At 35.2% G+C, this 25,584-nt stretch carries 27 protein-coding genes; 7 read left to right on the top strand and 20 right to left on the bottom strand.

Features of this window, described 5'->3' with window-relative positions:
• Positions 1 to 31 precede the first annotated feature (31 nt).
• Together Q4Q55_RS03295 and Q4Q55_RS03290 are read right to left on the bottom strand one after the other, a co-directional pair.
• Positions 32 to 910 carry a site-specific DNA-methyltransferase gene (locus Q4Q55_RS03295; protein WP_303371397.1) on the bottom strand — a complete coding sequence of 293 codons (879 nt, stop codon included), beginning with the start codon at positions 908 to 910 and terminating at the stop codon, positions 32 to 34.
• On the bottom strand, positions 911 to 1,777 hold the full coding sequence (locus Q4Q55_RS03290; RefSeq protein WP_303371396.1) for a hypothetical protein: 867 nt from the start codon (positions 1,775 to 1,777) through the stop codon (positions 911 to 913).
• Between the two features lie 132 nt (positions 1,778 to 1,909).
• Here Q4Q55_RS03290 and twy1 point away from each other — a divergent pair, with 132 nt between their 5' ends.
• On the top strand, positions 1,910 to 2,827 hold the full coding sequence (gene twy1, locus Q4Q55_RS03285) for a 4-demethylwyosine synthase TYW1 (RefSeq protein WP_303371395.1): 918 nt from the start codon (positions 1,910 to 1,912) through the stop codon (positions 2,825 to 2,827).
• Here twy1 and Q4Q55_RS03280 read toward each other — a convergent pair.
• The 6 genes from Q4Q55_RS03280 to Q4Q55_RS03255 are packed head-to-tail and all read right to left on the bottom strand — an operon-like array spanning position 2,802 to position 7,402.
• On the bottom strand, positions 2,802 to 3,464 hold the full coding sequence (locus Q4Q55_RS03280; protein WP_303371394.1) for a flavodoxin family protein: 663 nt from the start codon (positions 3,462 to 3,464) through the stop codon (positions 2,802 to 2,804). The two genes, twy1 and Q4Q55_RS03280, sit on opposite strands and share 26 nt — an antisense overlap.
• Positions 3,465 to 4,583 carry an ADP-forming succinate--CoA ligase subunit beta gene (gene sucC / locus Q4Q55_RS03275; protein WP_303371393.1) on the bottom strand — a complete coding sequence of 373 codons (1,119 nt, stop codon included), beginning with the start codon at positions 4,581 to 4,583 and terminating at the stop codon, positions 3,465 to 3,467. It lies immediately after the preceding gene.
• Positions 4,584 to 4,591: 8 nt separating this feature from the next.
• Positions 4,592 to 5,140: a 2-oxoacid:ferredoxin oxidoreductase subunit gamma gene (locus Q4Q55_RS03270; RefSeq protein ID WP_303371392.1), complete on the bottom strand. Its 549-nt coding sequence runs from the start codon at positions 5,138 to 5,140 to the stop codon at positions 4,592 to 4,594.
• Positions 5,141 to 5,149: 9 nt separating this feature from the next.
• Positions 5,150 to 6,013: a 2-oxoacid:ferredoxin oxidoreductase subunit beta gene (locus tag Q4Q55_RS03265; RefSeq protein ID WP_303371391.1), complete on the bottom strand. Its 864-nt coding sequence runs from the start codon at positions 6,011 to 6,013 to the stop codon at positions 5,150 to 5,152.
• A 1-nt stretch (position 6,014) separates the two neighbouring features.
• A complete protein-coding gene (locus tag Q4Q55_RS03260; protein ID WP_303371390.1) occupies positions 6,015 to 7,136 on the bottom strand; it encodes a 2-oxoacid:acceptor oxidoreductase subunit alpha in 1,122 nt (373 codons plus the stop codon).
• Between the two features lie 2 nt (positions 7,137 to 7,138).
• The gene (locus Q4Q55_RS03255; protein ID WP_303371389.1) at positions 7,139 to 7,402 is read right to left on the bottom strand and encodes a ferredoxin family protein; all 264 of its coding nucleotides are present in this window, start codon (positions 7,400 to 7,402) and stop codon (positions 7,139 to 7,141) included.
• 135 nt (positions 7,403 to 7,537) lie between these two features.
• Between Q4Q55_RS03255 and Q4Q55_RS03250 the strand changes: the two genes are divergently transcribed.
• Positions 7,538 to 8,029 (top strand): fumarate hydratase C-terminal domain-containing protein, encoded by a 492-nt coding sequence (locus Q4Q55_RS03250; protein ID WP_303371388.1) that lies wholly within the window; start codon positions 7,538 to 7,540, stop codon positions 8,027 to 8,029.
• Here Q4Q55_RS03250 and Q4Q55_RS03245 read toward each other — a convergent pair.
• The 3 genes from Q4Q55_RS03245 to Q4Q55_RS03235 all read right to left on the bottom strand — a co-directional run bounded on the left by Q4Q55_RS03245 (position 8,026) and on the right by Q4Q55_RS03235 (position 11,937).
• The gene (locus Q4Q55_RS03245; protein WP_303371387.1) at positions 8,026 to 8,601 is read right to left on the bottom strand and encodes a sugar O-acetyltransferase; all 576 of its coding nucleotides are present in this window, start codon (positions 8,599 to 8,601) and stop codon (positions 8,026 to 8,028) included. The two genes, Q4Q55_RS03250 and Q4Q55_RS03245, sit on opposite strands and share 4 nt — an antisense overlap.
• Before the next feature lie 91 nt (positions 8,602 to 8,692).
• Positions 8,693 to 9,430 carry a peptidylprolyl isomerase gene (locus Q4Q55_RS03240; RefSeq protein ID WP_303371386.1) on the bottom strand — a complete coding sequence of 246 codons (738 nt, stop codon included), beginning with the start codon at positions 9,428 to 9,430 and terminating at the stop codon, positions 8,693 to 8,695.
• A 155-nt stretch (positions 9,431 to 9,585) separates the two neighbouring features.
• Positions 9,586 to 11,937, bottom strand: a complete 2,352-nt coding sequence (locus tag Q4Q55_RS03235; RefSeq protein WP_303371385.1) for a transglutaminase domain-containing protein — start codon at positions 11,935 to 11,937, stop codon at positions 9,586 to 9,588.
• A gap of 191 nt (positions 11,938 to 12,128) precedes the next feature.
• On the opposite strand from Q4Q55_RS03235, the gene Q4Q55_RS03230 reads away from it, so the two are divergent.
• Positions 12,129 to 13,223 carry a DUF763 domain-containing protein gene (locus Q4Q55_RS03230; RefSeq protein ID WP_303371384.1) on the top strand — a complete coding sequence of 365 codons (1,095 nt, stop codon included), beginning with the start codon at positions 12,129 to 12,131 and terminating at the stop codon, positions 13,221 to 13,223.
• Here the strand turns inward: Q4Q55_RS03230 and Q4Q55_RS03225 are convergent.
• The 3 genes from Q4Q55_RS03225 to Q4Q55_RS03215 all read right to left on the bottom strand — a co-directional run bounded on the left by Q4Q55_RS03225 (position 13,220) and on the right by Q4Q55_RS03215 (position 15,894).
• Positions 13,220 to 13,759: a tRNA (cytidine(56)-2'-O)-methyltransferase gene (locus Q4Q55_RS03225; protein ID WP_303371383.1), complete on the bottom strand. Its 540-nt coding sequence runs from the start codon at positions 13,757 to 13,759 to the stop codon at positions 13,220 to 13,222. The genes Q4Q55_RS03230 and Q4Q55_RS03225 overlap by 4 nt on opposite strands.
• A gap of 288 nt (positions 13,760 to 14,047) precedes the next feature.
• Positions 14,048 to 14,830, bottom strand: a complete 783-nt coding sequence (cobS, locus tag Q4Q55_RS03220) for an adenosylcobinamide-GDP ribazoletransferase (protein WP_303371382.1) — start codon at positions 14,828 to 14,830, stop codon at positions 14,048 to 14,050.
• Positions 14,831 to 14,832: 2 nt separating this feature from the next.
• Entirely contained in the window at positions 14,833 to 15,894 is a 1,062-nt protein-coding gene (locus Q4Q55_RS03215) for a phosphatidylglycerophosphatase (protein WP_303371381.1), read from the bottom strand.
• Positions 15,895 to 15,979: 85 nt separating this feature from the next.
• On the opposite strand from Q4Q55_RS03215, the gene larC reads away from it, so the two are divergent.
• Together larC and queC are read left to right on the top strand one after the other, a co-directional pair.
• Entirely contained in the window at positions 15,980 to 17,149 is a 1,170-nt protein-coding gene (gene larC, locus Q4Q55_RS03210; RefSeq protein WP_303371380.1) for a nickel pincer cofactor biosynthesis protein LarC, read from the top strand.
• Positions 17,146 to 17,823 (top strand): 7-cyano-7-deazaguanine synthase QueC, encoded by a 678-nt coding sequence (queC, locus tag Q4Q55_RS03205; protein ID WP_303371379.1) that lies wholly within the window; start codon positions 17,146 to 17,148, stop codon positions 17,821 to 17,823. Before larC ends, queC begins: the two co-directional genes overlap by 4 nt.
• On the opposite strand, the gene Q4Q55_RS03200 is transcribed toward queC, so the two are convergent.
• The 3 genes from Q4Q55_RS03200 to Q4Q55_RS03190 form a co-directional block, all read right to left on the bottom strand.
• A complete protein-coding gene (locus Q4Q55_RS03200; protein WP_303371378.1) occupies positions 17,824 to 18,435 on the bottom strand; it encodes a vWA domain-containing protein in 612 nt (203 codons plus the stop codon). It abuts the gene before it with no gap.
• A gap of 138 nt (positions 18,436 to 18,573) precedes the next feature.
• Positions 18,574 to 18,822, bottom strand: a complete 249-nt coding sequence (locus Q4Q55_RS03195) for a transcriptional regulator (RefSeq protein ID WP_303371377.1) — start codon at positions 18,820 to 18,822, stop codon at positions 18,574 to 18,576.
• A gap of 8 nt (positions 18,823 to 18,830) precedes the next feature.
• Positions 18,831 to 19,847, bottom strand: coding sequence for a M48 family metallopeptidase (locus Q4Q55_RS03190; RefSeq protein ID WP_303371376.1), 1,017 nt, complete (start codon positions 19,845 to 19,847; stop codon positions 18,831 to 18,833).
• An 86-nt stretch (positions 19,848 to 19,933) separates the two neighbouring features.
• Here Q4Q55_RS03190 and Q4Q55_RS03185 point away from each other — a divergent pair, with 86 nt between their 5' ends.
• Positions 19,934 to 20,530, top strand: a complete 597-nt coding sequence (locus Q4Q55_RS03185; RefSeq protein ID WP_303371375.1) for a hypothetical protein — start codon at positions 19,934 to 19,936, stop codon at positions 20,528 to 20,530.
• 129 nt (positions 20,531 to 20,659) lie between these two features.
• Positions 20,660 to 21,379 (top strand): DUF4012 domain-containing protein, encoded by a 720-nt coding sequence (locus Q4Q55_RS03180; RefSeq protein ID WP_303371374.1) that lies wholly within the window; start codon positions 20,660 to 20,662, stop codon positions 21,377 to 21,379.
• Positions 21,380 to 21,446: 67 nt separating this feature from the next.
• On the opposite strand, the gene Q4Q55_RS03175 is transcribed toward Q4Q55_RS03180, so the two are convergent.
• From Q4Q55_RS03175 to Q4Q55_RS03165, 3 genes are all read right to left on the bottom strand, one after another.
• Complete coding sequence (locus Q4Q55_RS03175; protein ID WP_303371373.1) at positions 21,447 to 22,445, bottom strand: NADH-dependent flavin oxidoreductase; 999 nt, start codon at positions 22,443 to 22,445, stop codon at positions 21,447 to 21,449.
• A 52-nt stretch (positions 22,446 to 22,497) separates the two neighbouring features.
• Entirely contained in the window at positions 22,498 to 24,210 is a 1,713-nt protein-coding gene (oadA, locus tag Q4Q55_RS03170; protein ID WP_303371372.1) for a sodium-extruding oxaloacetate decarboxylase subunit alpha, read from the bottom strand.
• A gap of 212 nt (positions 24,211 to 24,422) precedes the next feature.
• Positions 24,423 to 25,517: an inositol-3-phosphate synthase gene (locus tag Q4Q55_RS03165; protein WP_303371371.1), complete on the bottom strand. Its 1,095-nt coding sequence runs from the start codon at positions 25,515 to 25,517 to the stop codon at positions 24,423 to 24,425.
• Positions 25,518 to 25,584 lie beyond the last annotated feature (67 nt).

Here is a 25,584-nt window from a genome sequence, read left to right as displayed (position 1 = left end):
CTTATATTATTATAATATATGATTATTTATATTAAAAAAAGTTATGATTATTAATTCTATTATTGGCAAGGTCAATGTATTCTTTTTTAATATCATATCCAATATATGACCTATTGTTCTGAAGTGCAGCAATACAAGTTGTTCCGCTTCCGCAAAACGGATCCAAAACAATATCCCCCTCATAACTATACAGATTTATCAACCTATGAGGCAGTTCAATCGGAAAAGGGGCTGGATGGCCTATTTTTTTAGCATTCACTGCCGGAAATGTCCAAACGCTCTTTGTCCATTGAATGAAATCGTCGCGTGAAATGGTATCTCTTTTATCCTGCATCTTGTTTTTGGAATAGGATTCCTTTGAAAAGACCAGAATGTATTCATGGAAGTCTCTAAGGACAGGATTGGATGCTGACATCCAACTTCCCCATGCGCAAGACCCTCCTGCACTGGCTGACTTGTCCCAAATGATTTCACCTCTCATCAGAAAGCCCAAATCCAACATTATCTCAATCACCATCGCATGCAGTGGCAAATAGGGTTTTCTTCCGATGTTGGTTATGTTAATACAGGCTCTGCCTCCAGTAACCAGTTTATCGTAACATTGACTAAAAACAGAGGCCAATAAACTTAAATATTCCTCCAATGTCAAATCATCATCATATTCCTTTCCGACATTGTATGGAGGGGATGTAATCATCAGATGAATACTGTTATCTGGTATCTCATCCATATTTTCACTGGATTTGCAATATAGCCTGTTTAAGTCCTTTTTAGGAATTTCATTTTCTTCAAATTCTATGTTTTCTTGAATTTTGAATTGTGAAAAAACTTTTGAACTGTAAAATTTTCTTGAATCATGGCTTTCACGCACAATAGAACCGAAAGAAGTTGTTTTTGTTTTTCTAGCCATCTAAATCTCCTTCATCAAACTTAAAAATTTTAATCCTTTTTTCTCATAATCCCTTTCGCAATTGGCGATTTCAATAACTTTTCCCAATTCAGTTGGATTAATCATGCCTGAAAAAAAGTTTAAATCCCGATTAAATAATTTGTTCAAGGAACTATTTAATTCATCCACATCATCAAATTTGACAAAACCCCCCTCAGGAGTTGTTTTTCTAGTGTTTCCATGATTAAGAGGAAAAGGATTTAAAGACCAAAATCCCTGAATAATGCCTGCTTTTTTTAGATGATCTGCTTTTTTGCAAAATCCATTTGACAAAGGAGCATTACCCAAAACAATGATAGGTATTTTTGATGCAAGCCTGCTTGAAACTCTAATATCAATACATTTCCCTATGGCCTTCAAGATTGAATCTGAACGTGTGAAACTTGGTTTTCCCTGATGATATCTATAATCGCCAATTTCAACAAGATGATCATTTTCAACATCATATTCCCAATTCCAAACAAGAGACATTTTAACTTCACAAATCAATTTTACGTCAGAGGGCTTTAGAATTTTTTTGTCCACCCCTGAAACTACAATGTCTGCAGGAGATGATGAGGAAATGCCCAATGCAGGAATTTGGGCCTGCTGAACAACATGGAACTCTTCACCAATAATCGAAGTGAACAAATCCATTACATATTTTTCAGTGAAATTCCCTATTAACGAATTTCTAGCCTGCAATGTCGATTTTTTACCTTTATAATCTTTTGGCCAATATGCAACATGCCTTCCATCATCGGTTTTGTTAAATAATTGAGATATCGAAGCAAAAGACCTGGAATTATTAAAAAATAATATCTCCTGACTTTTATTCCATAAATTCATAAAATAAATTATGATAATTGAATGTTTAAATAATTATTGTTATTTATATTAGAATATTGTTTAATATTTGTTAGAACAATATCTTCTTGTAAAAATGTATATACTACCAAAAGTAAATATAGAAATGATTTTATGTCATTCAATAAAAACCAAATTGAAAAATTAGAAAAAAGCGGATATAGATTCGTTGGATTCCATGGCCACGCCGCAGTAAAGACATGCCATTGGACACGACAAAGTATTGTAGATAAAGGAGTCTGTTATAAAGAGAAATTCTATGGAATCAAGTCACACAGATGCCTTCAGATGTCTCCTGCTGTTCCAAACTGTCAGCAGGAATGCGAATTCTGTTGGAGGGACCTGACTTATACACAAACCAGCTGGGAAGATGAGGAATATGATGACCCTAAAACTATAATTGACGGAGCTATTAAAGCGCAAAATAATTTACTATGCGGATTTTATGGAAATGACAAAGCAAACAGGAAAAAATTGGAAGAAATGAAAAATCCGACTAATGCCGCCATCTCATTAGCGGGCGAACCCACACTTTATCCCAAAATCGATGAACTGATTGGTGAGTTTAACCGCCGTGACTTTACTACATTTGTCGTCAGTAATGGCCAGTGCGTTGACAGATTAAGAAACCTGGAAAACGATCCCTATCAACTATACCTTTCCTTGGATGCGCCTGACGAGAAAACATTTAATTCCGTGTGCAGACCCAGAATAAATGATGCTTGGAACAATTTAAATGAATCACTTGAAACATTGGCAAGTTTCAACTCACGCACATGCATAAGAAACACATGCGTCAGGGGAAGGAATATGGAAAAACCAGAAGAATATGCAAAACTAATTAAAAAAGCGGACCCCGATTTTGTGGAAGTTAAAGCATACATGTGTGTTGGCTCATCACGTGACAGATTAACACTCGACAATATGCCGTTATTTAATGAAGTAAAAGAATTTGCAAAAAAAATAGGTGATGAATGCGGTAAAGAGTTGGTTAATGAATCTGAAATCAGCCGAGTTGTCCTGCTCGAATAGCAACACTGCGGCCAAGTTCAAATGCAGACTCCAAATCTTTTGGAAAACGTGTTTTTCTAATATGTTTTCTCTCCTTTTCATCAAATGCGTCTGAAACATACTTTGAATAATCCCTGAACTGATATGTTTCATAGACATAGAGATTTTCAGGCTTAGTGAACACCATGCTTAAAGCCATCTCAAAGTGACCATGCAAATCATGATAACCTATCTGATGAGAAAACTCTTCAGAAGCATTCATTGTGTAAATGTAAGCCATCGGCATTTTCTTATGTTCAACAGTTTCTGTTTTACTATAAGCTGTGAACGGAAACATGAATCTTTCCAGAAAACACCTCATATTTCCAGTAACATCACTGAAATAGATTGGAGAACCCAATATAATACCGTCAGCTTCAACAATCTTTTCCAGAATAGGTTTTAAATCATCTTTTTGAGCGCATCTGCCGTAATGTTTCCCGTTTTTTCGTTTGCATGCAAAACAGCTCATGCATCCGTGAAAAGGAAAGTCGTATAAATCTATCCTTTCAGTTGAAGCATCCGAAATGATAGACCTTACTCCCTCAAGGGACTTATCAAGAAGCTGAGCAGTGCTGCAATTTTTTCTTGGGGACCCATTTATGGCAAAAAACTTCATTTACTTCCCTTCAGCTTTCAACTCTTCACAAAGTTCAACAGCCTTGAGAGCAGCCTTTTCCATTGAGGTTTCAAATGGAATTCCAGCCTCTTCCAAAAGCCTTTGACCTTCTTCCTCATTGGTTCCGGTCAATCTGATAACAATATGCACTTTACGGTCAGCTTGTTCCAAAGCTTTGATTACTCCACGAGCAACATCATCTGCTTTAGTGATACCTCCTAAAACATTTAAAAATACCACCTTAACAGGGTCATAGTTCAATACAATGTTTAAAGCCTGATTGATAATGTGCTCTGAAGCTCCACCACCGATATCCAAGAATGTTGCCGGTTCTCCGCCGTTAAGCTTGATCATGTCCATTGCAGTTAAAGTCAAACCTGCACCGTTACCGATTACAGCAATGTCACCATCCAGTTGTACAAAGTCAACAGCTTTTTTCTTATAATGAAGTCTGTCAACCAAATCCTGATGTCTGAATAGAGAATCGTTTTCGACAACCATTTTAGCATCAGCCGCAACTAATCCGTTAGGAGTTAAAACCAATGGATTTATCTCAGCAGTATCGGCATCATATTTAGTGAATACATTGTACAATTTCCAGATCATGTCTCCCATCGGAGAGATCAATTCAGACGAAACACCCATTTTACGTGCAATTTCACGTGCTTCATACGGTAAAAATTCAAGTAATGGGTTTGGATAGTATTTGATAATTTTTTCAGGGTTGGTTTTTGCAAGGTTTTCAATTTCAACCCCACCTTCCTTACTTGCCAAAATTACAGGTCTTCTAGCACCCCTATCAACAGATACTGTTACAAAAAATTCGTTGAGAATTTCGGCCTTTTCTTCAATTAAAAGATGTTTTACCTTTTCACCTTTAATTTCCATTCCTAAAATTTCATCAGCAACTTTTAAGGCTTCACCAGGATTGTCTGCAAATTTAACACCTCCGGCTTTACCTCTACCACCGGTTAAAACTTGCGCTTTGATAACAACAGGAACATCCATCTCAGAAGAAATAGTCATCGCCTCTTCCGGAGAGTATGCAACATGCCCTTCCAATATTGGAATGCCTTCCTGATTAAAAATCTGTTTAGCTACATTTTCAAAAAATCTCATTATAACACCTATTCCGCTAAAGCATATCCTGCCTCAAAAGCAGCAATATTTTTTTCTTCGGTTCCTTTAGGAACACTAACTTCAATAGCTTTAATAGCCGCTTCTTTAGATATAACTTTAGTAATTTTTGTAATAGCTCCGACCATAACAATATTGGCTACGATTTTTAATCCAATCTCATCAGTAGCTGTTTTGGTTGCAGGAGCCTCATAAACTTTAATATTATGCTCATCGATAAATTCCCTAACATCCTCAACATCGGTTGTTCCGGGATCAACAATCAATATTCCTTCATCCTTTAAATCCACAATATATTTCATTAAAGCTTCGTTGGACATGGCCACCAAAATATCTGGACTTTGAACCTTCGGATAATCAACTTCACTGTCACTTATAACAACTTCACATTTAGAAGCTCCCCCACGAGCTTCAGGACCATATGATTGGGTTTGAACAGCTTCCTTATTATCAAAAAGGCTTGCAGATTTACCTAAGATAATACCTGCAAGAATAATTCCCTGACCTCCAAATCCACAAATTCTAATTTCAGTTCTCATTTTATCCACCTATAACTCCGCTTCATATGCAGAATTGATAAGAGTTTTCTTACCAGATTTCTCTACACTAATTTTATCAATGTTTTCTGTGAATTCGCTTTTTTGAGTATTTGCAAATTCACCAACTACAATTTTTCCTTCCAATTCTTTTGGTCTCATCCTATCTGCAGCAGATTTGAAGACAGTGTTCGCTTTCATAACGGCTGCCATTGCAGTAGGTGTTTTCAATTTGTTCTTACGGCCGAAGTAAGTTGGGCATTGAGTTGCAACTTCAATAAATGAAAACCCAGGGTTTTTTAATCCGTCCTTAATGGATAAAACAAGGTTTTCCATTTGAACAGTAGTCCATCTTGCAGAGTAAGTTGCACCTGCTGCGGCAACAAGTTCTGCTAAATTGAATGGAGTATCCTGATTACCATATGGTGCAGTTGTTCCAAAACTGCCTTTAGGAGATGTAGGGCTGATTTGACCACCAGTCATACCATAAATATTATTATTGATACATATTACAGTAAGGTTAATGTTTCTTCTAGCTGCATGAATTAAATGATTGCCCCCTATGGATGCTGCATCACCATCACCAGTAAATACAACCACATCCAAGTCTTTATTTGCTGTTTTGAGACCGGTTGCAAAACTTAATGCCCTTCCATGAGTAGTATGGAGAGAATCGCATTTCAGATATCCTGGAATTCTTGAAGAACATCCGATTCCAGAAACCATTGCAATATTATCAAAATCCATTTCAGCCTTTTCCATTGCAGCCAGAAATGCATTGATAATGGCTCCATTTCCACATCCCGGACAGAATATGTGAGGCAATCTGTCTTCTCTTAAATAAGGGAGAAATCTATTTTGTTTTTGTTCAGTCATTTTAGTTTCCTCCTATCCTATCAATCTGTTCCACTATTTCATCAGGAGTAGGTAATAATCCTCCGATAACTCCCATCAAATGAACATTTGAGTTTCTTTTACAAACACGGTCAACTTCATAATACATCTGACCTAAATTCATTTCAACAACAAGTATATCGCCGGCATTCTTTGTAATTTCTGCAATCTGTTCATCAGGGAACGGCCATGGAGTATCAATTTTAATATAGCCGACTTTTTTATCTGTTCTGTTAACCGCTTCAACAACAGATCTTACCGGTGCACCATAAGAAACGATAATGATATCTGCATCTTCACATTTTTCGGATTTTACAGAGCAGATTTTATCTTTATTGTTTAAGATCTTATCACAAATTCTCTGAATAAGTTTATCATGAGTTTCAGGATTGTTGGTGTCAGGATAACCTCTTTCATCGTGAGTGAGCCCTGTTACATGTATGTTAAAACCGTCACCGAATGCAGGCATAGGAGTTGTTCCATTTTCAACATTTTCAAACGGCAGATAGTCATCTGATTTTTCAGGTCTTTTTCTTGGAACAATTTCAATATTATCTTCCACAACTATCTTTTCTCTCATATGACCTATAACTTCATCAGCCATGACAAAAACAGGCACCCTGTATTCTTCAGCCAAATTAAAAGCCTTTATTGTGAAATCAAAGAATTCCTGGACGCTTGATGGAGACAATGCAATCGGTTCATAATCCCCATGAGATCCCCAACGAGCCTGCATCATATCACCTTGTGCAGCCATGGTTGGTTGGGCAGTAGAAGGGGAACCCCTTTGAACATCAACGACAACAATTGGAGTTTCGCTCATGAATGCATAACCTATATTTTCCTGCATTAATGAAATACCCGGTCCGGATGTTGCAGTCATTGATTTAGCTCCTCCCCAAGAGCCACCTATGATAGCGCCAGCAGAAGCAATTTCATCTTCCATTTGAACAAATGAACCTCCGACCTTTGGCAATTCTCTTGCTAAAGTTTCTGCAATTTCTGTGGATGGAGTGATAGGATATCCTGCAAAAAATCTGCAGCCTGCAGCTATTGCTCCTTTAGCGCATGCTTCATTTCCTTGAATAAAAAATTCTTCCGCCATGTTTATTTCTCCTTTGTAAAATTAGGATTAAAGTTAACATCATTGTCTTCTTTCATCCACCAATTCTCTGGTAAATCTACTGTAATAGCCTGATCAGGACATGCAATCTCACAAGTGCCGCATTTTGTACATCTCTCTTCAAACTTAACAAAAGGTAACTGGACTCCTTTTTTATTAGTTTCAGGAGATATTGCATATACATTCTTATAGCACATGAATAAGCAAAGATGACATCCTTTACATAAATTTTCATCAATAATAATCAATTTTAAAATCTCCTAATATATTTATCATAAATAAATATAGAATATTAATTATATATGTTAATAAACATTTAAATATCTTATGAAAAATCGTGATAAATTAAAAAACTTATAAAAAATTAAAATAAAATAATAATTATGATAAATCTAACTACACCAATTTCCGATGCCGATTTAGATAATCTTAATGTGGGCCAGCAAATAACCATTTCCGGAACCATTTATACAGGCCGTGATGCCGCCCTTCCACAATTAGTTGAGTTAATTGAGAATAATGAGGTTCCTTTCGATTTAAAAGGCAGCGCAATTATGCATACAGCATTTAGTGATGCCGGAATTGCACCAACAACAAGCAATAAGGAAGAAATAGAATCTACAATACCCTGCTTAAGTAAAAATGGCGTTAAAATCCATATTGGAAAAGGGATGCTGAGTGATGAAACCGCCAAACACCTTGATGAAAACAATTCCATTTTTGTCATAACCCCTCCAGTAGCGGCACTGCTTACAAGCAAAGTATTAAAAAAGGAATGTGTTCTATTCGAACATGAAGGCATGGAAGCCATGTTCAGACTGAATGTGGACAGAATCCCCGGAATTGTAGCAATTCACAAAGGAGAAAAAATCTAATCCATTCTGATATCTCTGATGTAGCGTGCGGGAACACCACCAACGACGGTATTTTCCGCAACATTTTTTGTAACAACAGCCCCTGCCGCAACAATGGCCCCCTCTCCAATTGTAACTCCTGAAAGAATAGTGACATTGGATCCAATCCACACATCATTGCCTATTTTTATAGGTGCAGGGATTAAATTACCTCTTTTTTTAGGGTTTTCATCATGATTCAGAGTTGCCAAAACAACATTATGGCCAACCAGCACATTATCGCCAATATATATTCCTCCCTGGTCCTGGAATCTGCAGCCTGAATTGATGAAAACATTCTTTCCAAGATGTATATTCTTTCCAAAATCTGTTGTGAAAGGAGGGAAAACTCTAAAATCATCACTAACCTGCTTACCTATCAATTTAGAAAATAATTCGCGAATTTCATCGAAATCATGATATTTATTGTTAAGTTCACAAGTAATCTTTTGTGCTTCCTGAGAATAATAATTGCAAGTTAAGGCAGCCTCCTCATCCATCGTCAGTGTTTTTTCTTCATTAAAAATAGCCAATAATTCATCAAGTTCTAACATGAATGAGAGTTTATCAGAAATAGTATTTAAAATATTGTTTAAAAAAAAAGTAAGTAATGGAGTTATTTTAAAAATAACTCATGTGAAAATTCTATTCTTCATCTTCTTCATCATCTGAAGATTCTTCTCTTTTTTCGAATTCATCTACGAAATTAACTTTGGTAATGTCTTCGATGTTGTCCCAGATGTCTTTAGCTATTCTGAATCTTGCAAAAGTAACGTCCATGTAAGATTGCTGGTCGAATTTAGCCATTTCATCCAATTTGATGTTTGCAACGCCATCAACTATGTCGATTTCGGTTTTATCAATGTCCACATTAGGATTTGAGTAGTGTAACTCAATCATACTTTTGATTTTTTCTTCATCATCTTCAATGACTTCACATACTTCAACATCATAAATCAAGTCTTTTCCTGCCAATTCGTGGTTGAAATCAACTTTTACTCTTCCGCCGTTTACGGTTAATATTTTACCTGTGGTTCCTTCAGAGTTGATTCTCATACCAGGAACAGGATTCATGCCTTGTTTTCTGAATTCTTTGATTGGTACTAATTGAATTAATTTAGGATTGCGTGGACCGAAAGCATTGTCGGAATCTACTTCAATATGTTTGGTTTCTCCAGCTTCTAATCCTTTAATAGCTTCTTCGATTGCAGGTAATAAATGGTTTCCACCAACTACAATAGGGATTGGTTTGTAAGTTTTATTTTCTTCAAAAATACCTGCTTCCTGTGCAATTTCATCATAAGTAGTATCAAATACTTCATCAGTTTCTTTAACTTTACCAGTAAAGTTTACTCTAACAAAATCTCCGTTATCTATAGCCATAAAAATTACGCTCCTTAATAATTTTGATTAAATAATTTGTTAATAAATATAACATTAATAAATATGGTAACCATTACTTATTAAAGTTTTGTTTAAATTTGAAATTTATGTAAAAAATAAATGTTAATGAAAAAATTAAAATAAAAAAAATAGAATTAAAATGGAAGACTTGCATATCTGCCATTTAACTTATAAGAATTTGTATTCCAGTATAACACTTTTCCCAAAGAGTTTTTATGATTAATCGGGTCTCCGCAAACCCAGGTATTGCCTATTAAGACCTGAGTCCAGACATGCCCGAAAATGCCGTCGGCAAATAAACATGTTCCATGTACATATCTTGCTTTAAAACCAGCTGTCCGATACATTGAGACCAGTAAGTGTGCTTGGTCAACGCAGTTACCTGTTTTAGCGTTTAGTGCTCCCACTGCTCCAAGTTTAGAGTCATAGTAATAGCTATAGCTTACATTGTCCCTCACATAATTAAACAAAGATTTCGCTTTGTCTATCTTATCTGTTAAGCCACGGGTCAATGATTTTACCAATGCTTTAATTTTTGCATTGTTCACAGGACAATGGCTGGATGAGTAGAGATATGCGCTTGAAGAAGCACCTTTTGCTTCATTTAGACCTGCACCAAACTTGGAAAGCTTAACATTAATGTATTTAGATGCAGAGCATGGAAGATACTCGTTATTGCCCGTGAATTTAAATGAAACCTTGTATTTGCCTATTGCAACGCTAGTTCTGAATCCGGCATATCCATTCGATGATGTTTTTGCAAAGCGATTATTGGAATCAATTGACAGCACAATATTTCCGCCATTAATGCCTTTTCCCTTGGAATCTGTTAACAATACTTTGAAAAATTGTGAATAGTCCTTATATACACTTCCGCTTTTCCAAGCAAGTTTAGGAAGGCTTCTTTTGAAGACTGTTATTTGGAAAGATTTTGAATTGCCATCAATTTTATATTGCTTGTATGTTTTACAGACTACATTGTACTTGCCGATCTTTTGGTTGATGGGTATGAATACAATTCCCTTATCATCCGTAATTCTAGTATAGTTTTTACCCGCAATACTTAAGGTCATAGTCCTTTTAGCTAAAGGGACACCACCTGCCATGAAAGCTACTTTCAATTGTGTGCCTGCACCATAACCGAATTTGGTTGTGCTTTTAACTACAAATGATGTTTTTGTGCCATCAAGTATTGTGACAAAATTTTTTGCTTTTGATGGCTTGAAAAATTTATTTCCATCAAAATCATATTCAACAGCATAATAACCTTTTTTAAATGATGCCACATTAAGATGTGCAACACCATCACCATCTGTTTTCCTATAATAAGTTTTTCCATTAATTTTTATTTTGATGATTTTCCCAGAATTTGAATTACCCCCCAAACTAGTGGACAATTCAATCTTGATTTCCTTATTTTTATCTGTTGGTAAAATTGTATAAAAATGAGAAGTCAGTTTAGTGTTTGCGATGTTGAAAAGTTTAACAGTGTTAGTTTTTGATAACCCATCCTTATTATATGAAATTACTTTGTATATGCCCTGTTTGAAATTATTAAATGAGAGAACTGCCTGACCTTTGAAGTTTGTTTTGACATTGTAAATCTTACCGTTGATTTTGAGTTTAACATATTGGTTATTCAAAGCCTTTCCATTGCTTTTTAAAAATTTTGCAACAAATTTCCTATTATCTCCCAAGACCTTATTGAGATTTTTCGAATTGATTGTGGACAATATTTTAACTGTGGTGGTTATCTTATATCCTGTGATAGGATTGGTGGAAATGACTTTATAGGTGCCCGGCTTAAGATTCACCGGCATACTTACAACGCCTTTATTATTGGTTTTCTTGCTGTATGCTTTGCCGTTGACTGTGACTTTAACCAGAGTATTTGTTAAAACTTTTCCCCAACTATCTAAAAAGGTTGCAACGTATTTTGTGCTTCCTTTATAATATTTGGATATGTTTTTTGTCTTGATTGTTGGAATTATTTTAACCGTTGATGTCAGGTTATCGCTGGCATCATAAATGTCATCACCTGCAAAATATGCTGTTACCTTATAATTGCCCGGTTTTAGATTTAATTTAATGCTAGCCAAACCGTCATTATCCGTAACGGCACTGTAATTAACATTATTTATGATAAAGTTAACAGGCTTATTAGGCAATGTTGTGTTTGCATTTGCATCTTTTAGGATTACATTAAAACACCCGTTCAGATATATTCCGGTTGTCGGTGATTTTATTTCTGTTTGATTTTTGTTATTATCGTTTAAAATTGCATAATCGTTATTGGCGGATAAATTATTTGAATCGACAGATTCCAATTTCTCAAATGGAGTTGTATTTTCAAGTTGAATATGAATATCTTCATCCAAATTCAATGTTTGAGAATCAGTTGTATTGATTTCATTTGCTTGAACTGCACTAATTGAAAAAAAGAGAACCAGCATCAAAAACATTGACAGTTCTATTTTTTTATTCAAAGTAAAAACCTCTTAATTATTGATTGATTTAATGAATATTTATTATAAAGCCAAATAATAAATATTTTCATTTTTTAAGATTTCAAAGAAATGAATTGAAAAATTACAATGCTGGCCAAAAAAATTAACTCCAATACTTTTCAAATGCTCTTACTAAAAAGCCAATACATATCAATTATATATAACAATTCATGCAAAGAAGAGGAGCAGTTAATTTACCCCTTCATGGAGGACACCCCCCATTATGGTTATTTTCAAGAATGGTTAAATTATCAGGAGCTTTAGCTTCAGTCATCATTGAAGAGTATAGTTTAAATGAATTTTTAAACAGAATTTCAAATCCCTACTGGTTTCAAGCATTCTCATGCGTTTTAGGTTTTGATTGGCACTCTTCAGGAACCACAACAACCACCCTAGGTGCTTTAAAATCAGCATTATCTCCAGAAGAACATGGGATATATCTAACTGGAGGAAAAGGTGCAAAATCCAGAAAAACTCCGAATGGAATTAAACGGGCCGGAGAGATATTCAATTTAAAAACAAAAACAACTGAAAAACTAATTGAAACAAGTAAATTATCTGCCAAAATTGATAATTCATGTATCCAAGACGGATACACATTATATCAACATAATTTCTTTGTAACAGAAAAAGGAGATTGGGCCGTTGTTCAACAGGGCCTAAATACCGAAAACAAATATGCTCGTAGATACCATTGGCTGGGAGAAGAAGTAGACCAACTACTTAATGACCCGCACAGCGGAATTTCATGTGATAAAACAACCCCAAATACCCTAAACATGTCTTCAAAAGACAGTGAAGAAGCTCAAAAAATAAGTGTAGACCTGATTAACGATAACCCCAACCACTTAAGACAATATTTTAAAAGAAAAGATAACCAATTGCTTCTAGATGACTTTACAATGCCTCAACACCACCCTGTCTTGGACATGGACATTTCAGATAAGGAATTTGAGGTTCTAACAAAAGCATATGAAATCCAACCTGAAAATTATGAAGAATTAATTCTTCTTCAAGGGATAGGACCTAAAAAAATAAGAGCATTAGCTTTAATATCAGACCTGGTTTATGGAGAACCTGCCAGTTGGAAAGACCCCGTAAAATATAGCTTTACACATGGAGGAAAAGATGGTTTTCCATATCCGGTTGATAGGGAAGTTTACGACAATTCCATTCAAACAATAAGAGATGCACTTGACCAGGCCCGCATAAAAAAAGATGAAAAATTAAAAGCTATAAAAAGATTGGATGATTTCATATCTTAACGATTTTCGTTTTGTATATTAACGTTTTTCCCGTGAGCTGTTGGAATGACTTCAAGCACCGGATTTTCAAACTCCAAATCAAACTCTTTACCATCCATCAACAAATGCTGAAATACGGCAAGTGAAGAAACTTCAGAGTGAGGCTGGGTTGTCACAGAAACATTCCAGTCAGCAGCCTTATAAACTTTTCCGGGGACTTTTGAACCCCCAACAATAATCAGAATATCAGACCCATCCTCCCTGACCTCAGGAGCAATTTCGTGAGCCTGTGATCCATACATTGTTAAGTGCACCACTTTTCCGCCGTCGGCTTTCCACTTGTTAATAACACCCATATAACTTTCAGTGTATTCTATTTCAAAAGACCCTCCAAATCTTGAAGCAGTATCCCTTACATTATCCATGAGCTTGTTATCCCTTTCGCCTGCAAGATATATCTTACTGGCCCCAAATGCACGGGCAGTCAAACATACATGGGTTGTTATACGAGTATCTCTTTTTAATCTATGGTCCAATCTTAAAACATTCACATTCATATTATCAATTAAAAATAATTAATTTGAAAAAATAACTAATCTAATATTTCAAATTTGAGATATATAATAATTTGCTTGAATTGAATGATGGATTACCACTTACTATTTAACTAGCTAAAAATTGAAGGTGTTTAATTATGTTGGATAGTGTGAATGATGCAAGTTATGGAGGTGATTATATATGTCATGAGTAAGTGGTAAATCGCACCAAAACTAATTATATAACCACTAATTAATAAACTAATGCTTTTTTAAAAATCAATATTGATTTTAACATGTTAAAATGTTTTAAAAGAAATATAAAGCTACTGACATGAATAATAATGCCATTAAACGACCAACTTCATTGCTCATTCCCAAAACATCACCATTAGCCAGCACGAAATTCCTTCTTGCAATAAAAGCTATTATGATCCCGGAAAACATCGCTCCCATCATTCCGCATACACCAACAATGCCCCCCAATAAAAAGGAAATTGCACAGACAATTATTGTGGAGATTAAATATTTTGAAGGAGTGGTCTCCAACATAAAATAGCTTCCAATTCCCGGAACCAACGGTTCGGACAAAAGTGCAGTGGTGATTAAAGATGTTTTTGCAACCATTTCACAAACAATGATGCCAAATATGAAATTATAATCCAAGATGTTGTAAAGTCCGGCAACTGTTAAACTGGCCACCAAAAATAATGTTGCAACACCCCCGGCACCAACAGAAGGATCTTTCATGATTTTAATTTTGCGTTCAGGATCTCCATGAACCATGACTCCATCTGCCATGTCCATTACTCCGTCCAAATGATTATATCCTGTTATAATCATTAAAAATGCATAAACCATTGCTGCTGTGAAAAATGAATTTAAATGTAGGAAATTAAGGCAAATATAACCACAAGCAGTAGCCAAAATTCCAATAATCAAATGTAGGAAAGGCCAGCACCATGTTAACTTGGTCATGTACTCGATTGAAGTATAAACTCTAATCGGCAATATTGTTGAAAATGTTAAAAGTCCCAACAGAGATTTTATCGGTGAAAATTCTTCATCTTCAAAGTAACTATCATCTTCCATAATTATTCCTCAAATATTTTAGAGATGCAACCGGCTATTAAACCTGCGAAAATGCCATCCAACACAGGAGGCAATCCATAGATAATGCCCGGTTTCGCTTCATAATACCTTTTAAAATTAAAAATTGCTTTTGTGCCTGCTATCTGGTTTGAAATGGCCATGCCTAAAACTTCACCAACATACAAATAATCTGAATTATCATTTTCTCTTATTCTGTTTCGATTCAAATCATCTTCCGTTCTCATTGCAGCAGCAATCAACATTACAACATTAATATCGCTTAGAGATTTGAGAATTTGAGCCTCCATTTTTTGTTTTAACTCATCGCAAACATCCTCAACAAGTCCCATTCCGGCATCGACCAAATCACCAATAAGAATTCCTTCAGCCACAAAATAATCCAGAATTCCGAATGTCAATTCAAGTTTTTCAAAGGCATCCTCAATACTTATTTCCACTGCATCCTCAATGCGGACTTTCAACTCCTCGAAATCAACATCGTCATAGATTGCATTGTTAATGTCCAAACTTTCATTTTCACTTTCAGGAATATCAGAGAGAACAGCAAGAAAATCATCAGTATTCAGGATGTTTTGAATATGCAATGGCAAACGCATATTCGCAAATACTCGGGATTTTGTGTTTGCTACAACTTTAAAGACTTTTAACAAATCCTTTGGAGACAATACTTTATCAATGTAAAGAATATGGCTTAAGTTAATCCTTGCATCAGCAAAACCTTTAGGAGAGTTTGCAACTTGCAAATGTTGAGTAAATTCTTCAACAACAACATCATTAGCCATGAACGTAAAAATGGTTAAATCGCCATAGGTTTTTTTGAAATAATTCAAGGATTCTGTTGATTGGGCAATATATGAACCTTTAGATTGGTTAAATGTTTCAGCTTTTCTAGCAGTTGACTTGAAATCATCTTTAGCCATGACCACATTGACATTTTCAACAATGTCAATACCATCACTAACGCCAAAGTCACTGAACGCTAAAAAATGCTTCGGATTATTAATACAAACTCCATAATCCTTTTCAATGATATTAATTTTCATGTTGTAACCTGATTAATTATACATATAGTATATTAATTATTTAATTTAAATTTTATATCATACTAGTTAAAAAGGATTTTTTATCATGACAATTATTATTGACCCACAATCTAGCGGAATAGCTGGAAATATGATTATAGGAGCATTAGTTGATTTAGGTGCCAACAAAGATGAATTAAAGGAGATAATGGAAAAATCAGCTCTACCCTTTGGAGGAGTGGAAGTAAATTTTGATAAAGTTACAAAACAAGGCATCGATTCAACATTTTGCCAAGTGAAAATGCTTAGAGATGAACATTCAGTCAATTATCCGGAATTTATTGAAAAAATTGATAATTTGGATTTGGAAGATGATATCAAAAATGCTTCGATTAAAGTATTCGAGCGAATAGCCAAAGCGGAAGCGAAAGTTCATGGGAAAAGTTTAGATACAATACATTTTCATGAAGTTGGAGCGAGTGACGCTGTGGCAGATGTAATTGGGTCAATCTACGCATATTATTCACTTAAATTCAATGAAAAAAAAATAATCGGCCTTCCAATAGCTGTAGGAGGAGGCAGAGTAAAAACAACACATGGAACAATACCTGTTCCAGCACCTGCCGTTATGGAAATACTGAAGGGCATTCCCATTATTGGTGGGCCTGTTGACAGTGAACTTGCAACCCCAACAGGCAGTGCAATTTATGCTGAAATCTGTGATGAAATAAAGGAATTCATTCCACAGATAAAACCAAAAAATATAGGTTACGGTGCAGGTAAAAAAGATTTTAACCATCCAAATGTTTTAAGAATCATTGAATCATCAGACATTTCAGAAAGTGATGAAATAGATGTCATCGAAACCAATCTCGACCATTTAACCGGTGAAGAAATCGGATATTTATTCGATAAACTATTAGATGCTGGAGCGAGTGATGTTTCCATCACCCCAATAATAATGAAGAAGAATCGTCAAGGCAGCCTTTTAAAAGTAATATCCCAAAAACAAAATAGAGACAGGTTAATTGATGTGATCTTTAAAGAAACCGGAAGTTTGGGAATTAGAATAGCACCAAATATGCATCGGGGAATAGCTAAACGAGAATTTGTAAAAAAAGAATTTGAAATATGTGGAGAAACTTTTGAAGTGACCTTCAAGAACGGATACGTGAATGGAGAGTTAATCTCATCCAGAGCAGAATATGAAGATTTAAAACAAATTGCCAAAAAAACAAATCTTCCCTTAATAAAGATTAAAGAGATGATAAAATGAAAAAGGCAATATCCGTCTTATCCGGTGGCCTCGACTGTACAGTTGCAACAAGTGTTTTTGCAAAAGACTATGAAATTCATGCCATAACATTTAATTACGGACAGAAAAGTTTTAATCAGGAACTTAAAGCTTCAAAAGAGATATGTAAAAAAATGGATTTTAAGCATTATGTTGTTGACCTGCCATGGCTTGCACAAATTAGCAATTCAACATTAAACACCGATGACGATATCCCGGAAATCAAAGAAGAGGAATTGGATGACATTGAAAAAAGCAGCGAAACTGCAAGCAGCGTTTGGGTTCCGGCCAGAAATATGGTATTTACATCAATTGCAACATCTTTTGCCGAAAGCATAGGTGCTGAGGCAATAATTGTCGGATGGGACAGAGAAGAAGCTGCAACATTCCCTGACAATTCAAAAGAATTTTTAAATGCTTTTAATGAGTTAATACATATTGGCTCGCCTAAGGATATTAGAATTGAAGCACCAGCCATTGATTTGGACAAAGAGGAAATTGTTAAATTGGGCATTGAAGTTGGTGCTCCAATGGAAATCAGCTATTCATGTTATGCCGGCAGAGAGAAACATTGCGGCGTTTGTGAAAGTTGCATGAGACGCAAACGTGCATTCAAAAAATTGAAAATAAGAGATTTGACTGAATATGAACAGTAGTCAGTCATATTTTTCCAAATCGCCTTTCCAATTTGCTTCATCCAGTGAAATGTCATTCCTTAGACAGCATGATGCATTTTCAACAGAGGAATATAAATCTTCAAAGCCACGTTTGGATTTTTCATAATGGGCTGTTCTTGATCTTCTAATTCCAATGCTCCCCGCTTCTGCGTAAGAATCTATATCGGCACCGATAAAGATGAATTCCCAAGTATGGGAAGAGATCATGTTTTTGATTTGCTCTTTTGAGAATTCGACTGATGCATTTTCCATACCGTCAGTCATGATAACAAACAATGCCTTGTTATCTATTTTTCTGTTGAGGGTTGTTATTGTTTTTCCAATTGCATCCAAAAGGGCTGTGCATCCCCTTACGTAATACTCATTTTCTGTTAAATCACCGACATCATTGATATCTTTTCTTTCGTATAAAACTTCATAGTCGTCATCAAACAGGATGGTTGTTACAGTAGTGTTCAACTCCTTTTTTCTTTCTTTTTCTATGAATGCATTGAACCCTCCGATTGTATCCTTTTCAGAGCCATGCATTGATCCACTTCTATCAATTAAAAATATCAAATCTAAGTTCTGGTTTTGAGGTAAAATTTTCATGTTTTTCACTTCTCCTAAAATTTTGGATTTACAATATGGACTTTGTTAATAAATTGTTATTAACTTACACACAATATATTAACCAAAACTAGTATATAAACATTTCGAAAAAAATATGAAAAAAAGTAAAAAAAGCAGTTATTCCAATTTGTTTAAGACATCCAATCCCTCTTCAGACAATCTGTAAAGACGCCCTTTTCTCACTTCAGGATTGATGCATTCAACAATTTCATTTTCTTTTAACTGTCTTAAAACATTAGAAATATGATTTGGCAAAATACCACTATCCCGAGCAATCTCTTTAGGAATTTTAACATCATTTCCAATAGATTTTAAAACTTTAAGTCTGTATGAAGATTTACTAACATACCTTACTTTATCATCCATGTAATCACCTATTTAAGTTTGCTTCCACACATTGTGCAAAACGAATCACCATCATCAACAGAACTGCCGCAATTAGGACATTTTAATTCAATTTCGAATTTAGCACCACAACTGGTGCAGAACTTATCGCTTTTATCGGCAGCCGCCCCGCAATTTTGACAATATTTCTTATCATTGTCAATCATGTGAGATTCTTTAAATTCATTTTTAGGGGTTGGAACTTCAGCTAAAACTGGAGCTGAGTAAAAATCCTTTTCATTTTCAATTTCACAAATCAGTTCATTCATTACAGCAATTCTTTTACTATCAGCCGGATGAGTTGAGAAAAAATCATGGTTATTCGGATTTCCACCAGCCATGTTCTGCCAAAATTGAGGAATTGGGGAAATATCATAACCCGCCCAATGAATTATCATCATGCCTAGCTTGTCGGCCTCCAATTCCTGGTCTCTTCCCCATGGATTCATTAAAAAGAATTGTGAACCCAAACTTGCAACATTAGTGGCTGCTCTTGCAAGACCCCCAATTTCACCCAACCCGACAAGGTCAAGAGCAAAACTACCAATCCATGCTACAGAAGTAACTGCATTTTGAGCATTTTGAGCGCTGATTCTTGTTCTTGAATGGTCAAGAAGTGCATGTGCCATTTCATGGCCCAGAATAAAAGCTACCTTCTCTTCAGTATCTGCAACAGAAAGAATCCCTGAAAACATTACAATTTTTCCGCCAGGCATACAGAAAGCATTAATCGTATCGTCGGCAACTAAATGAAAATCCCAATCATAGTAATCCTCCGTATAATCACTTCTCCCAATTTGAGCTAAATGATTTTCCACAGCCTGAATTAATCTAATAGCCACATTTCGAACTAATTGTCCCTGAGGAGTGTCATCTAAAAGTTGGGACTGGTTAATCATGGAATAATATTCATTATAAGACTGCTGTAAGAATTTATCATCATTGACAATGTCAAAATGTGATTTTCCAGTAAATGGATTTACACTACTTTTATCATCCTTTGCCATAATACTCCCTCTCAATAATTATATTGTTAATTTGTGTTTAAAAAGCTTTTTAAAAGATAGCAAATATATTAATAGATAAGAGAATTATGAAAAAAATTTTTATTATCCTCATATTTGTTTTGGTTGTTGGCTGCGTTTGGGCACAGGATACATCCACTACCGAAATAAACGGAATAACATTTGAAATACCATCAAAATACCAGGATGGAAAACTTACAGATGACCGGTATAGCTTAGAGAATGAATTTTCCATCCAATGTATTGATGGTGCCATTCCAAAACATATTGGGCTTTGGGCAACTGAAAAGGATTTTGTTGAAAGTCTAACAATCGACAATCATCCCGTCAGACATTACTATCAATATAATGAGTTTGTTCATGACAACCAATCCCATGCATATTTCGCATCCAATGAATCAATCTATGAAATCAAATGGACAGGCACGGAACTTACAGAAGAAATAGAAAACATGATTAAAAACACCCCTTCATCTGAAATTACGGAAGATACATTCAACAACATATTAAATGAATCCATTGACATATACAAACAGGAAAAAATTGATAAATTAAATAGAGATGGAGAATATAACTACCTGGAAGCAAAATACAAACAAGATATACAGAATAATGACAAATATAACACCAAATTGAATGAAATTCTCCTCACTTATCGCCGTTAATACATCCCTATTGACTATCAAATAAACAATACTACATAAATTATTTATATAAATTAATTAAAAATATAAATTAGTACACTTATTTGTATCTTATTAAAATAATTTTATAAATTAAGGCATGTGAATTAAATGAATCGAACAAAAAAACTCATTATAGCAATTCTTATTGTGGTTCTTATTGGATTAATAGCCATAATTTTTGGAGCTTTATATAGTGGTCCCGATTTAACAAACGACAATAAGACTATTCTCGTTTTAGCTTCAGATAAATATGAGCAATCCAATGGTGGTGTCGATATGGCATTTTTAGTTCGTTTAGAAAACGGGTCATTAAAAAATTACACCCCAGTATATCCTGGAGGAATGACACACCCATCACAAGCTGCCCCTGGAGGTCTTGGAGGAAAAATGTATATGCACGACTGTCTTTGGGACGGATTAGATGTGGGTATGGAATATGCTAAAGAAATTGTTGAAGCTAACATGGGAGTTCGAGCTGATGCTGTAGTTGTAGTTTATGATGAAGGTATAGACAGCATTATTGATTCTATACGTCCTCTTAAAATAAACGGAGAAGTATCAAATCTTACTGCAACCGAAATTATTCGTCAAAACGATGCATATCAAGGTTATCCGGGTAATGAAAATGTTGAAGGAAATATGTCCAGAGGAGATGCAGTTATGGTTTTAGTTAAAGCACTTGCGACTACTGCAAAAAATCCTGACAAGAAAAATACCATGATACAAACAGCCCTAAAAGAATATTCCAAAGGAAATATTGTAATGCAACCGGAAGGTTCATTTACTAGATTACTAGCTTCAAAAGGATTTGAAAGTCTTGCAGGTTAATCTTTAAAGGATTTGAATAAATTCTTTAAAGAATTTTTTATTTATTTTTTTAACTATTTTTTCGAATTTAATATTTAAAACAAGTACTGGTCTTTTTGGAATAGCAATTATTGCAGCTTTGACAAATCGCCACACCTTCACCATCACGTTTCCAGTCCGCCAGAAAGTCGGCCTGCGCTACGAACGGCTTGGACATTGAAACAAGTTCAACTTTTGAATTGATCAACACTTCATTGATTTTTGCCATTTCCCTTAAAGATCCACCCAAAATGACTGGAATTTCTACTGCATCAACCAAATCATCGACATAGACTAAAAACGGATGTTTTTCACCCTTATCATAAATCTGTGAAATTGTACGGGCAGTCAATTGAATGCTGTCTGCACCGGCCTTTTCAAGTTCGCATGCTATGGCTATGCTTTCATCGGCAGTGATTCCACCTTTTCTGACATCCCAAGGATTGATTCTGCAGCTAACGTGCATATCCATAGTGCTTTTGATAACTTTTATAATCTCTGATGAAATTCTTACCCTATTTTCAGTATTTCCACCATAATTATCCTCTCTTTGATTAAAATATGGATTCATGAAACGGGCTAGGTAAAAATTATTCCCCATATTGATTTGAATTCCATCAAAACCTGCAAATGAGAATTTTTTAGCAGCCATTATGACTTCAGCCTGAAGCTTTCTTATGCCTTCCTGAGAAATGTCATTAGCCTCAACTTTCTGGTTTTCTCCGTCATCATAATAGAAAAATGCCAATTGTCCCAAAATTGGAACCTCAAATTCATGTGCAATATCTGTAACCATCTTATAATCTTTAATGAACCCCTTATAGTTTAGACTGGTGGAATAAGGAAAAAATCTATCTTTATGGTCAAGTGCGAATATTTCAGAAATTATCGCTCCAACACCACTTGATGCCATCTTTTCATATCTCTCAAAAATGGCAGGTGTTAAAAATCCACCTTCTTCTGTTTCAGTTTCCCATGTGCCTGTTCTGACTATTCTGCTTTTAAGTTTCAAATCACCTAGTTGGCATTCATCAAAAATATCCTTCATGAAAAGCAACTCCAAAAATAAAGATAGAAAAAAGTAAAAAATAAAAGGTAATCTATTTGATTACCATTAAAGTGTCTCCTGCGCTAACCGCATCACCAGGCTCTACAAAGATTTCTTCCACAACACCATCAACTTCGGATTGAATGTCGTTTTCCATCTTCATAGCTTCAATGACACAGATAGTGGATCCTGCAGTGACCTTATCTCCAACATTGACATTGAGTTTGATTACCATACCCTGCATAGAAGAGGTTATGCCTCCTTCGACTGGTTTGAAAGCACCGCCTTGAGTTTCTTCGATTTCCATAAAACCAGTAGGCATGATTTTAACTTCATACACATCCCCATCAACTTCAACATTATATTGTGTTGGAATTCCGATTGCATCATCCTCATCGAATATGCGTGCCGGTTTGAGTTCTTCCTCTTCAGCTTCCCCTTTGAGGAATTTAGGTGCAATTGGTGGGTATAATGCATAGGTTAAAGCATCTTCATCGGATTTGACAAATCCTTTTTCTTCACCCTCAGATTTGAATTTATCAAATTCAGGTTCCAACAAATCAGCCGGCCTACAGGTAATCACTTCATCATCACCAATTATCTTACTTGCAATTTCTGCATTAACCGGTGCTGGAGGTTTACCATACATTCCTTTCATGTATTCTTTAACCTCGTTGGATACTGTTTTGTATCTTTCTCCACCCAATACGTTCATTACTGATTGTATACCAACAATTTGACTGGTTGGAGTTACGAGAGGAGGATATCCCATATCCTTTCTGACACGAGGCATTTCTTCAAGTACATCATTGTATCTGTCCAATGCATTTTGTTCTTTAAGCTGAGAAATGAGGTTTGAAAGCATTCCGCCAGGAATTTGATATAATAGAACGTCCGCATCAATACTTTCAGAGATAGGATCAAGAATACCTAAGTATTTTTCCTTAATGTCATCGAAGTATTTTTTAATATGGGCCAGTAATTTTAAGTCAAGACCTGTATCGAATTCTGTGCCCTGAAGGGCAGCAACCATACTTTCTGTAGGTGGTTGACTTGTTCCCCAAGCAAGAGGTGAAATAGCCGTATCTAAAATGTCAACACCCGCTTGACATGCTGCATAATAACTTATTGGAGTCATACCACTGGTACAATGACAATGTAAATCCACAAGCAAATCAGTTTCTTCTTTTAGGGCAGAAACTAAATCATAAGCTGCAGTAGGAGTAATTAATCCCGCCATATCTTTAATGGCAACAGAATCACAATCAAGAGCTTCAAGATTTTTAGCTAAGTCGACAAAATCATCTAAAGTATGGACTGGACTTATAGTATAACTAATAGTTCCTTGAACATGGGCTCCTTGGTCTTTAGCGACTTTGATTGCTTTTTCCATGTTTCTAATATCGTTCAATGCATCGAAAACCCTGAAAATATCCACACCATTTTCATATGATTTTTCAACGAATTTTGTAACTATATCATCAGGATAGTGTTTGTAACCAACCAAGTTCTGTCCTCTTAAAAGCATTTGGATTGGTGTTTTATTAAATTCAGATTTTAATTGTCTTAATCTTTCCCATGGGTCTTCATTCAAATATCTGATACAAGTATCAAAAGTAGCTCCACCCCAAGCTTCAACTGAAAAATAACCTACTTTATCCATTTCCTCTGCAATAGGAATCATGTCCCGGGTTCTCATCCTAGTTGCAAGTAAAGATTGGTGAGCATCCCTAAGTGCTGTTTCAGTAAATCTTACTTTAGCCATTATTTTGCACCTCTTTCATAATTTTTAATATATAATCGTAAAATATCCAACTATAATATATGTTTTTTGTATTATATAAATTATACTAAAAGTAAATAGCTCATAAAAGTCACTTGAAAAAAAGTAAATGAATAAATAAAATCGAATAGATATGTTGCATATCTATTCAATTGATTAAAAAATAATTAAAAGAAATTTGAAAATTGAAAAAATTATCTTTCCACTTCGCCGGAAATGAATTTTTCAACATTTTCATATGCTTCATCATCAGTGTATTGAATCGGAGGATGCTTCATGGTATAGGATGATATGGAAGTCAATTGTCCTCCAATACCCCTTTCCAAACCTAGTTTACAGCATCTTACTGCATCAATTACACATCCCGCAGAGTTTGGAGAGTCTTCTACACTCAATCTGAGTTCAATGTTCATCGGAACATCACCGAATGTACGGCCTTCCATCCTGAGGAAACATAACTTATTATCGTTTTGCCATGGGACATAATCACTAGGTCCAATGTGAATGTCACGGTCATCCATTCTTTCTGTTAAAACAGACTGAACAGCTTCAGTTTTGGATTCCTTTTTAGAATCCAATCTTTCACGATTGAGCATATTTAAAAAATCAGTGTTACCACCAGTATTAATCTGATAGGTTCTGTCTAACTTTACACCCCTATCCATGAATAAACTAGCCAGTGTTCTGTGAGTGATAGTAGCACCAATTTGAGCTTTAATATCATCACCAACTATAGGAATTCCTTTTTCTCTAAATTTAGCATCCCATTCATCATCACTAACAATGAAAACAGGCATGCAGTTAACATAAGCTATTCCAGCATCAAGTGCACATTGAGCATAGTATCTTGCCGCTTTTTCTGAACCCACAGGCAGATAGTTGACTAAAATTTCAGCACCGCTTTTCTTTAGCACATCAACAACATCAACAGGTTCTGCATCACTTACAACAAAAGTGTACTCATCATCATAATTGGACATGTGCTCTGCAACACCATCCAACACGTGACCCATGCTTACTTCAACATCATATTTTGGAATATCCTTTTGGAAAACGGTTGTACAATTAGGTTTTGCAAAAATTGCTTCATCGATTGTTTTTCCCACTTTCCTTGCATCCACATCAAAAGCTGCAACGACTTCAATGTCACTTGGTTCATATCCTCCAATATCCCAATGCATAAGTCCTATTGCATCTTCTGGTTTTTTACCGTCATAATAATGAATTCCTTGGATAAGGGAACTTGCACAGTTACCTATTCCAACAATAGCGATTTTTATTTTGTTCAAATATAACACCAGCTAATAAATTAATTTAAGTAATAATTTTATTAAATAAAATACTAATATTATGTAT

It is taken from the genome of Methanobrevibacter sp., from assembly GCF_030539555.1.
GTDB lineage: Archaea > Methanobacteriota > Methanobacteria > Methanobacteriales > Methanobacteriaceae > Methanocatella.
Note: the sequence above shows the minus strand (reverse complement) of the source record. Positions and strands in the feature narration are given on the sequence as shown.

What these genes read in the sequence shown, in the direction of transcription:
- Q4Q55_RS03295 (WP_303371397.1), bottom strand. Translation starts at nt 910, where the DNA reads ATGGCTAGAAAAACAAAAACAACTTCTTTCGGTTCTATTGTGCGTGAA.
- Q4Q55_RS03290 (WP_303371396.1), bottom strand. Translation starts at nt 1,777, where the DNA reads ATGAATTTATGGAATAAAAGTCAGGAGATATTATTTTTTAATAATTCC.
- twy1 (WP_303371395.1), top strand. Translation starts at nt 1,910, where the DNA reads ATGTCATTCAATAAAAACCAAATTGAAAAATTAGAAAAAAGCGGATAT.
- Q4Q55_RS03280 (WP_303371394.1), bottom strand. Translation starts at nt 3,464, where the DNA reads ATGAAGTTTTTTGCCATAAATGGGTCCCCAAGAAAAAATTGCAGCACT.
- sucC (WP_303371393.1), bottom strand. Translation starts at nt 4,583, where the DNA reads ATGAGATTTTTTGAAAATGTAGCTAAACAGATTTTTAATCAGGAAGGC.
- Q4Q55_RS03270 (WP_303371392.1), bottom strand. Translation starts at nt 5,140, where the DNA reads ATGAGAACTGAAATTAGAATTTGTGGATTTGGAGGTCAGGGAATTATT.
- Q4Q55_RS03265 (WP_303371391.1), bottom strand. Translation starts at nt 6,013, where the DNA reads ATGACTGAACAAAAACAAAATAGATTTCTCCCTTATTTAAGAGAAGAC.
- Q4Q55_RS03260 (WP_303371390.1), bottom strand. Translation starts at nt 7,136, where the DNA reads ATGGCGGAAGAATTTTTTATTCAAGGAAATGAAGCATGCGCTAAAGGA.
- Q4Q55_RS03250 (WP_303371388.1), top strand. Translation starts at nt 7,538, where the DNA reads ATGATAAATCTAACTACACCAATTTCCGATGCCGATTTAGATAATCTT.
- Q4Q55_RS03245 (WP_303371387.1), bottom strand. Translation starts at nt 8,601, where the DNA reads ATGTTAGAACTTGATGAATTATTGGCTATTTTTAATGAAGAAAAAACA.
- Q4Q55_RS03240 (WP_303371386.1), bottom strand. Translation starts at nt 9,430, where the DNA reads ATGGCTATAGATAACGGAGATTTTGTTAGAGTAAACTTTACTGGTAAA.
- Q4Q55_RS03230 (WP_303371384.1), top strand. Translation starts at nt 12,129, where the DNA reads ATGCAAAGAAGAGGAGCAGTTAATTTACCCCTTCATGGAGGACACCCC.
- Q4Q55_RS03225 (WP_303371383.1), bottom strand. Translation starts at nt 13,759, where the DNA reads ATGAATGTGAATGTTTTAAGATTGGACCATAGATTAAAAAGAGATACT.
- cobS (WP_303371382.1), bottom strand. Translation starts at nt 14,830, where the DNA reads ATGGAAGATGATAGTTACTTTGAAGATGAAGAATTTTCACCGATAAAA.
- Q4Q55_RS03215 (WP_303371381.1), bottom strand. Translation starts at nt 15,894, where the DNA reads ATGAAAATTAATATCATTGAAAAGGATTATGGAGTTTGTATTAATAAT.
- larC (WP_303371380.1), top strand. Translation starts at nt 15,980, where the DNA reads ATGACAATTATTATTGACCCACAATCTAGCGGAATAGCTGGAAATATG.
- queC (WP_303371379.1), top strand. Translation starts at nt 17,146, where the DNA reads ATGAAAAAGGCAATATCCGTCTTATCCGGTGGCCTCGACTGTACAGTT.
- Q4Q55_RS03200 (WP_303371378.1), bottom strand. Translation starts at nt 18,435, where the DNA reads ATGAAAATTTTACCTCAAAACCAGAACTTAGATTTGATATTTTTAATT.
- Q4Q55_RS03195 (WP_303371377.1), bottom strand. Translation starts at nt 18,822, where the DNA reads ATGGATGATAAAGTAAGGTATGTTAGTAAATCTTCATACAGACTTAAA.
- Q4Q55_RS03190 (WP_303371376.1), bottom strand. Translation starts at nt 19,847, where the DNA reads ATGGCAAAGGATGATAAAAGTAGTGTAAATCCATTTACTGGAAAATCA.
- Q4Q55_RS03185 (WP_303371375.1), top strand. Translation starts at nt 19,934, where the DNA reads ATGAAAAAAATTTTTATTATCCTCATATTTGTTTTGGTTGTTGGCTGC.
- Q4Q55_RS03180 (WP_303371374.1), top strand. Translation starts at nt 20,660, where the DNA reads ATGAATCGAACAAAAAAACTCATTATAGCAATTCTTATTGTGGTTCTT.
- Q4Q55_RS03175 (WP_303371373.1), bottom strand. Translation starts at nt 22,445, where the DNA reads ATGAAGGATATTTTTGATGAATGCCAACTAGGTGATTTGAAACTTAAA.
- oadA (WP_303371372.1), bottom strand. Translation starts at nt 24,210, where the DNA reads ATGGCTAAAGTAAGATTTACTGAAACAGCACTTAGGGATGCTCACCAA.